This is a genomic window from uncultured Holdemanella sp. (assembly GCF_934772795.1).
In the GTDB taxonomy this organism is placed as follows: domain Bacteria; phylum Bacillota_I; class Bacilli_A; order Erysipelotrichales; family Erysipelotrichaceae; genus Holdemanella.
In genome coordinates, this window is the sequence record NZ_CAKVMR010000081.1 from 1 (window position 1) to 8,807 (window position 8,807).

The 8,807-nt window shown below is 35.3% G+C and carries 6 protein-coding genes; 1 reads left to right on the forward strand and 5 read right to left on the reverse strand.

All coding sequences use genetic code 11. The annotated features are described in order from the left end of the window. Positions 1–81: 81 nt before the first annotated feature. Positions 82–1,614, forward strand: coding sequence for a hypothetical protein (locus Q0F04_RS10730; protein ID WP_295753170.1), 1,533 nt, complete (start codon positions 82–84; stop codon positions 1,612–1,614). Between the two features lie 494 nt (positions 1,615–2,108). On the opposite strand, the gene Q0F04_RS10735 is transcribed toward Q0F04_RS10730, so the two are convergent. The 5 genes from Q0F04_RS10735 to Q0F04_RS10755 form a co-directional block, all read right to left on the reverse strand. Then, a complete protein-coding gene (locus Q0F04_RS10735) occupies positions 2,109–3,896 on the reverse strand; it encodes a CocE/NonD family hydrolase (protein ID WP_295753172.1) in 1,788 nt (595 codons plus the stop codon). 1 nt (position 3,897) lies between these two features. Beyond that, positions 3,898–5,163 carry an MFS transporter gene (locus Q0F04_RS10740; protein WP_295753174.1) on the reverse strand — a complete coding sequence of 422 codons (1,266 nt, stop codon included), beginning with the start codon at positions 5,161–5,163 and terminating at the stop codon, positions 3,898–3,900. Continuing rightward, on the reverse strand, positions 5,147–6,496 hold the full coding sequence (locus Q0F04_RS10745; protein WP_295753176.1) for an MFS transporter: 1,350 nt from the start codon (positions 6,494–6,496) through the stop codon (positions 5,147–5,149). Before Q0F04_RS10745 ends, Q0F04_RS10740 begins: the two co-directional genes overlap by 17 nt. Before the next feature lie 192 nt (positions 6,497–6,688). Then, positions 6,689–7,624 carry a Fic family protein gene (locus Q0F04_RS10750; RefSeq protein WP_295753179.1) on the reverse strand — a complete coding sequence of 312 codons (936 nt, stop codon included), beginning with the start codon at positions 7,622–7,624 and terminating at the stop codon, positions 6,689–6,691. Positions 7,625–8,120: 496 nt separating this feature from the next. Continuing rightward, positions 8,121–8,663, reverse strand: a complete 543-nt coding sequence (locus tag Q0F04_RS10755) for a flavodoxin family protein (RefSeq protein ID WP_295753181.1) — start codon at positions 8,661–8,663, stop codon at positions 8,121–8,123. Between the last annotated feature and the right edge of the window lie 144 nt (positions 8,664–8,807).

Sequence of the window (8,807 nt, forward strand, 5' to 3'; positions counted from 1 at the left end):
GGATTAAGAAGAAAAATACAATCTGTTTAACAACAATGTGTTGAACTGATTACGCTACATATTATATGAGGAGATTTCGATATGTATACAGTACGTTTTCAATTGGAACTAAGTGGATCTGAGAAACGTTTTTTGTCGAAGTCTTTTTTCTATGCAAATCAGATGCATAATCAATTAGTTCGATATGCTACAAATCGGTTGAATGCTTTATTTCATGATAAAGAATATGTGGGTGCACGCAAAGCTTATGGTGAAGCTGAATTTTCCAAAAAGAAAGGTTCTGAACTATCAGCTTCTGAAAAAAAGAAGAAAAAAGAGTTGTCCAATATCATGTGTATTAAACAAAAAGAATATAATCTCACGAAAACTTCTTTGTGTAAGTTCGTATCCAAAGAACAAAAGAAATTCAAGAACTACATCAACTCTCATCAGGCACAGGCAGAAGCTGAAGCTGTATATAAGGGAGTGGAAAAGGTTCTTTTTGAGGATGGATGTCATCTTCATTATCGAAGATATAATAGTTTCGATTGTATCAAACAAAAATGTGCTGCAACAGGAGTGAGACTTTCAAGATGGGATACCATATGTTTTATGAAACATTACTACAAGGTTCGTGTCCCAAAGAATGAATATATTCAGAACATCATTTCATCTGTTGATTTAAAAGAAGATGTTGTTTATTCATTTTTAAAAAGAATCGAATTTAACAGTGGATTCAAGTATTATGTAGTGATCACACTTCGAGGTGATGCACCAAAACGAATCAAACTGTCAGAAGATGGTGGACATCGTACAGGTGTAGACTTTGGAACATCAACGATTGCGACAGCCTCAAACAACGAGGTCCATCTGGAAGAACTGGCTCCAGAATCAGCTAAATATGAAAAGGAGATCCGCCACAAGCAGAATTTGATAGATGCCTCCATGCGAAAGCATAATCCAGATAACTACAACAAAAATGGTACAGTTAAAAAGGGAAGACATAAATGGAAAACCACAAGACGATGTAGACGTCTGAAACGACAGATACGCGTGCTCTATCGAAAACAGTCTGCTTATATCAAGACTTCACATCATACCTTTATCAACAGAGTCGTTCAGAACACAAGCGAATTTATCCTTGAACCAATGAACTTTAAAGCTCTTCAAAAGAAATCAAAGAAGACAGAGCGTAAAGATGAGACAACGGCAATTAAACAAAAAGACGGCTCTGTTAAGATGGTACGCAAATATAAACGCAAAAAGCGTTATGGACGCTCCATCAAGAAGCGTTCTCCAGGTCTTATGCAGGCTGATTTAAAAACAAAAGCAACACAGTATGGAATACCATACTACGAAATAGATATTCATCAATACCGAGCTTCTCAACTTCACCATGATACGGGTGAATATATTAAACCTACTTTAAACGAAAGATTTAAAACGATTGAAGGATGTAAAGTACAAAGAGATTTGTATTCTGCCTTTCTGATTTGTCATACTGACGATACATTGACTGCACCTGATTTTAAAGCCTGTCATTTTGATTTTCCACACTTTGTCAAAATGCAGGACACATTGATTCTAAATATGAAAAAATGTGGACACACAATGAAACACTGCTTTGGATTCTAGCTTAAAGAATCCCTTATCTAGTTCAGGTCTTAGGCGTAAGCCCTGCTGGATGTAGTATGAGTATACAAAGTACAGTCCACATGGATTGGAAATGCTCGAAAAACAAGAGTTATGTAAAGACTATATGCAAGGTCTAGAACTATGCTGAAAGCTTTGCGATGCTTCATTTCTCGCATTGTGAGAAAGAGAATCTCGTCATTTTAATGATGAGAGTACGTCAAGCCAACACCCATTTGAGTTCCACTCATCTAACATCGATTAGAGAACTAGACTTCTCCGTAATATATGCATAATATCTAGTTCTCTCCTCTAAAATTTGTTGTCCAACGGTTTAGATTCGTGCTAGAATAATATCGTCTAGAGAGTCATTCTAACACATTTGATATCTAACCATTATTATACTTTCCGGACTCTCTAAATGTGGACCAGTTGTTGCTGGTCTTTTTTTTTCGCATTGAAAAAGGCTCAAATCCTTTCGATTTGAACCCACTTTATTATTCCATTGGACAATCACAAACAATAGAAGCAGTATCCACTTCGATTTCTGTTGCCACAAATGGCAATTGCGTTTGATCCACATCCATTCCATACAAGATCAATGATAATGTATGTCCTTTAGGGATCGTATAGTCATTGCTGACAAAATCAAATGAATATGTATACCAAGTATCTGGATCAATAGCTTCCTTTGAATAATTATTCAAACGATTTTGTGCATTCATCCAACCACGTGTAATCACAAAATAATCGGATGGTTTTTCCTCCATTTTAAAGATAAAAGAACGATTTTCATCCCCATCCAAATTGGATGTCAAACGAACTTGTTTGCCTTTTTCCACAAGCATTGCACTTAAAATAGCCGTAGGCTGTTTGATGCGAGCCTTAAAAGAAACTTTGGCTCTTCCCGCAAAGCGCGTATCTTCTTTCATTGTTTCTAAATCAAAAGAAAGCGAATGCGCATTTTGAGTTAAAACCAACTCATCCAGCCATGCCTTTGTGTTTTTTTGTTTACGGTCATAGACTGTTTTCGACAAATCATCCACAATCATCTGATTTCCATTCTCTTGTGCATGATAGGACTTATAAGATTTAGGTGGCCAAGTCTCTTCTTGCATCCACAACTTTTGATCTAAGTTATTCTCAATATAAATCTTAGACTCATTTTGAATACCTGTATCAATCCCTTTTAAATAATAATCCAACCAACGATCAATCAATCCTAATGTAGGACTATCCTCAAGATGATACGTATAAATATGTTGTCCTTGATGCAACAACATCATACGATCTTTACCAAGTTCTTGAAGCTTTTCATACAAACGAATACCCTGATCTGGCTTCACATTCCAATCATTTAAACCTTGAAGAATAAATACCGAAGCCTGGATGCGATCGGCATGTTTTAAATAATTACGCTCATCCCAAAAGCGATTGTAGTTTCCAGATTGTCTGTCTTCCCCTTCTTGTAGAGCCTTTTGATTCTTTTCAAACAAAGGTTTGATTCTTGCAAAATCTTCTGGATCCAAAGCACGTGAGAAACAATACTTTGCCAAAATATCCAAGTCATCCCCTTGCCAATCCATGGCCGGTAAAGTTAAACCATTATGACGATAATATTCATACCAGTTGGAAATGCCCGCTTCAGGAAGAATTGTCTTTAAGCCTTCTACACCTGTTGTGGCTACCCCAATACACATTGTACCCAAATAAGAACGTGCAGACATCGCAACAGAACCTGTACACCAAGATGCCAAAACCTGTACCGTTCTTGTCTTATCTCTAAAAGCTCGAGCTCTTCCGTTTAACCAATCAATGACCGATTTAAACGCAAGAATCTCCTCTTCACTTCCCGTCATTGTTAATCCGTCACTACCTCTTGTACCAAGTCCACCACTAAACACGCCTGCATAGCCACGCTCTAGTAAATGGTCATATAAATCGGAAATGCATTCATAAGCACTTGGATCAGGTTCTGGATATGGACTGCTTTCCACAATTTGTTCTGCTTCTTTTTTAGGACAAACCACAGGGTCCTTTGGATAAAACGTGATATCCTCACGCTTGATATTCTGACTTGGATAGGCCTGAATATCTGTATTTACATCATACAAATCATACCAATCCTCATTGCAATGCAACATATATGGATTGGCCACAAAGACAGCCGGAACTTTTTCATTAAGCTTTGGACGTTTGATATAAACCGCAATCAAATCATATTGTCCATCTTGATCTGTATCCACTGTAGTTTCTACAAAAACTCTTTCAAACAATGCTTCCATATTAATTTACTTTCGAATGTTTCTTTAAATACGATTTCCAAACTAACACAAACACAGCTCCTAAAACTAACATTGCCACTAAGAAGCCAAAGAATAAACGATATCCACCTACACCTGGATTTTGATCAATCATCATACCTGCTAAAACAGATACAAAAATTTCTGGCAAATACCCAATTGTAGAAATAATTCCAGCCGCTGTTCCAGAATACTTTTCCGGTACAGCACCCTCATCCATCATAGCCCATGTTTGTGCATAGTTGACATTGTAGAAAATATAAATCAAGACAAATAAAACTGTAAATAGCACAATCGAACCTGAGTTTGTAGGCAATAATAAGATTCCCACAGTACCCAAAGCCATGACCACAAATGAAATCAATAGAGCATTACCTGTACCAAACTTATCAGAGAAGAAACCTCCACCAACATTTCCAAATAGAGAGAACCAACGTTTCATAGCGGCAAGTGTAGCTCCAAAAGTAACAGTAGCACCTAAAATAGATGTGGCATAGGGTGTAAAGTAATACAAAGACAAGGTAAATACATAGTTACAGAATGTCACAAAACTGATGATCCAGATGGCTGGCATCTTTAACACTTCACCAATTCCCTTAAAAGAAATTCGTTCACTCGCTTCCATATGACCATCTTCGACTTTAAAGAAACAAAAGATGCCCATTGCGATTGTTAAAACGGAATAATAAACAATGACTGTTTTCATACCCGCTACTTCATTATTGATTTGACCAATGCCAATACGGAAAGCTAAAACAGCACCCATAGCCATCAAAGCAGCACCAACTCCACGACCACCTTCAAAGAATCCATAAGCTTTTCCTTGATCATCCGAATCTGATAGAATACGAACAGCTTTTACACAGGCTGGCCAAAATGCGAATAAACTTGAAATTCCCCAGAATGCATAAAGAACAAGTAACTGATAGTAGTTCAATGGTAACAAGTGTACAAAACCACCTAATCCGGTTCCAATTAAAGAAACCGTTAAGATCATTCTTGTAGAAAAGCGGTCTGCCACAATACCTCCAAACAAATAAGAAATCATACCAAAAATTCCTAAAATACTTCCAAACACACCCATTTGTGTATTCGTTAAATGATACGTAGCTAAATATGCATCATAGTAATCAAAGCGAAAATATGGCAAGCCATAAATAATCGCTCCTCCAAACGCAACGATAATAATAGCCCAGAAGTTCTTTGCCGTCTTATCGCCAAAACCTAGTTTTTTAAATAATTTGTTCATCGTTTTCTCCCTCTTTTAAAACTATTTCATTTTCTTTATGATTAAAGGCATGAAGTCCATGGTAAAGGACAATACCTGCAATCGCATATAATATAGCGGCTAAATAATAAGCCTGCTGATATCCAGATTGGTGGACAAATAAGATTTTTCCCGTAAAATGGCCACTCAATATACTCACAATGCCTGCTGTAAAATTTACTACAGATGTATAAATCGGACGCAAATCTTTAGGAATGACATCCATCGATAAAGCACTGTCCACAGGACTTGATAAATTCGCAAGGCCCGCACGAATAAATAGTGAAACACCTACGACTGGCACAACATATTTACCAAAATAATTTCCATTTCCAATCACCAACATAAATGGAATGGATGCCATGACCGTTAAAAAGATTGTTCCCACTTTACCAAATTTTTTTGTACACTTCGGCGTAAAAAACATAAATAAGACGATCGCAACATAGGAAATGGATACCATTAAAGAACTGGTTGCCTTATCAATATGTAAATTTCGATTTAGATATACCGTATAGTATGATGTAAATAGGCCCATCGCAAAAGAGATCAAAGCCCAATACAATAGATAAGCACGAGAATAGCGGTTTAATAAAAGTTGTCTTGCCCCATTGATTTTTTCCTTTAAAGAAATCCTTGGAGCTAGCTCCATTTGATAATCCGATTTCTTTTCCGAAATACATAAAACGGGAATCAGAGAAACTAACGCAATACATCCGACTACCAATAAAACAATTCGATTCGCATCCATATAAGATTGATGTAAACCCGATGAAAGATGCGTCATATAGCGCGTTGCCTCTTGGGCTTGCGCATATGAAATGTTGGCAACACAACTAAACGCCTTTACCACAAAAGCTCCACCAAGATATGTTGCCAAGAAATATCCAATGTATCCCATATAGTAAGTTCTTGTATACCAATGTATTTCCTGATCTTTAAATGCTTCCGTATAACAAGCGATAAAAGGACTCAGCATAATAAAGTGCAGCTGCACACCCGTCAATGCCAATAGGGTTGCGATATATAAAGCCCAAGTAAAATCCATGCATACTGCGCCAAAAAAGGCACACGCCGTTGAAAGGGAACAAAATAGTAATAACTTTTTATAGCCAATCTTTGGCACGAGCAACAATAAAGCTGCACTTATGAATGTGGCATATCCATAAAAGGCCCAAAAGGATGTGGCGATAGAAGTTTGTGCTTCTTGCAGATAATTCACAAACGTATCATATAAGACTCCACTCGCCAAATTATTAATTACATAACTGATTATAAAATAAACAATATTCCGTTTATCTCTTCGTTTTTCCATTTTTTAACTCCTAAAAACTGTTTTAAATTATACGATTATATAAAAAACAAATCAATTGTTAATTGTAAATATTATTCAGTTGATTAATGTAAAATGTATCAACACCATTTATAAGTACATTTAGGGAACTTTTCTATCTTATTCCACTTAAAAAGTTCCCTAAATTGTATTAATTAAAATGCGAAATATACTTTAAAAAGTTTTCCAACATTTTTCTTTTAAAAATATATTTATGACACTAATATCTTCACCCTCATAATATTTAACTAACAATTCTTTAAACTTTGGCACTTCCTTTTCTGGGATTACAAGTAATCCTTGACCCTGTGCAATTAGATATTGATTTGCGAATATCACAGATGCTCGTTTATTACCATCAATAAATATTTGTGTTTTCATACAATACATGCATAGATCAATAGCTATATCAATAGGTTCTTTTTTTGAATTCACTATATTATCAATAGATTCTTTTACAATACTTTCAATTGGAATAGGCGGAACATAACTACTTTCACCAAATGTGACTGGAACTCCACGAACTCTTCCACCATCCAGATAAAAACCTTCATTTACTAGTTTTGCGATAAGGCTAATCATATAATAATTTGAAGTACTCTGAATTACATCTTTATGCAAAATAAATTCCCAAGCATGTTTTAAATCTAAGATTTTCTGCACATCTGAAGCTTTTACACCATTAACAATTCCATTATTTAAAATTTCTTCTGTTTGTGGAAAAGTTGTCCCAACACCCTCTAAAACAGCCTGGTCATAAATATTAGATTTCATGTTAGCACGTGCAAAATCAATATTTTGCAAAACACGGCTTGATAATTCAGAATCTTTATACCCTAGAGATGTTAATTCTTTTTCAATTTGCCTTATTCTTTTTCGTAATACCCTTGCATCTTTAGCATTTTTTAACAGCAATTGATACAATTCATCGGAATAGGCATCAACATAAGTTGACGTTAATTTTCCTGCAATTCGTTTTCTTACATATATATAACGAGAACCACTTTGTTCTTTTATTTCAGGAGAACCATCATAAGGTAATAAATTCAATCTAGCTTGACAATCCGCTTTATCCTCTAACAATGCCTGTATTTTAACCAAATCATTCATAATCTCACTCCTTAGGGAACATTTTCATTATATATTATAATAAAAGTTCCCTAAATAATAAATACAATTAGGGAACTTTTCTGCCATATTGTACTGAAAATGTTCCCTATATTTGTGTTCAAGTTATAAATAATCCCCAAAAAAAATGAGGATGAGTTCTAAGTCATCCTCGTTTCGGGCTCCTCACCCTGCATTTTAGTTTAAATTGAATATAGCTCCTCGCCATTCGACCGTTGTATCATAAGTCATCTAAGAACTTCAACTTTTTCACAACAACTACAATTAAAACTTAGGGAACTTTTATGGTCATATTACTTGCAAATGTTCCCTATTTTTTTGTTTTGTTGTGTATAAATCATCAATTTCTCGTAATATTTATACACACAAGAAAAAAAGTACAAATTAGCTTTATTTCAAACTATTTTGGACTATTGTTAATCATTTTATCGGATCAATAGACATCTATCGGAATAATACAAAGTCATTTAGCGGAACATTATAAGTTCTTACCAAGCTCATATGCTTTTTTCATGACTTCTTTGTGGTTTATCGCATCATTCGCATCACCAATACCTGCACCAGCCACAAGCCCTTTTAATTCTGCCTTTTCAAAACAGTCAACCCAACCTTGAAGTCCATTATAAGCTTTCTCAAATGCACTTTCCTCATCTTCGGCTGCAGTTGCGATCATGTAGATATCTCTAAATACATATTCACTATTATAGAGTGGATTTAAACGGTCTAGTAATGTTTTCATTTGACCACACATTTCATAGTAGTAGATTGGCGTTGCGTATACAATGACTTCTGCATCCCTTACCTTTTCCATAATGTCTGCCACATCATCTTTTAATACACAACAACCTCTCTTCATACATGACAAACAACCAATACAATACTGAATCGACTTTCCTTTTAGTGAAACATATTCCACATCATGCCCTGCTTCTATGGCCCCTCTTTGACATTCTCTTGCGAGAATATCTGAATTACTATTTGTTCTTAAACTTGTTGATACAATTAATACTTTCATTGACATAATTACCTCCTTAAATTAGTATAATACCTAAAGCTGACTTTAGGTCAAGAAAGGAATCTCTATGTATCCTTAACTTTGCAGAGTTTGTATAACTAAAAAATAAAAGAAGCATTAGTAGCTAAATTCACCAATGCTTCTGTCAAT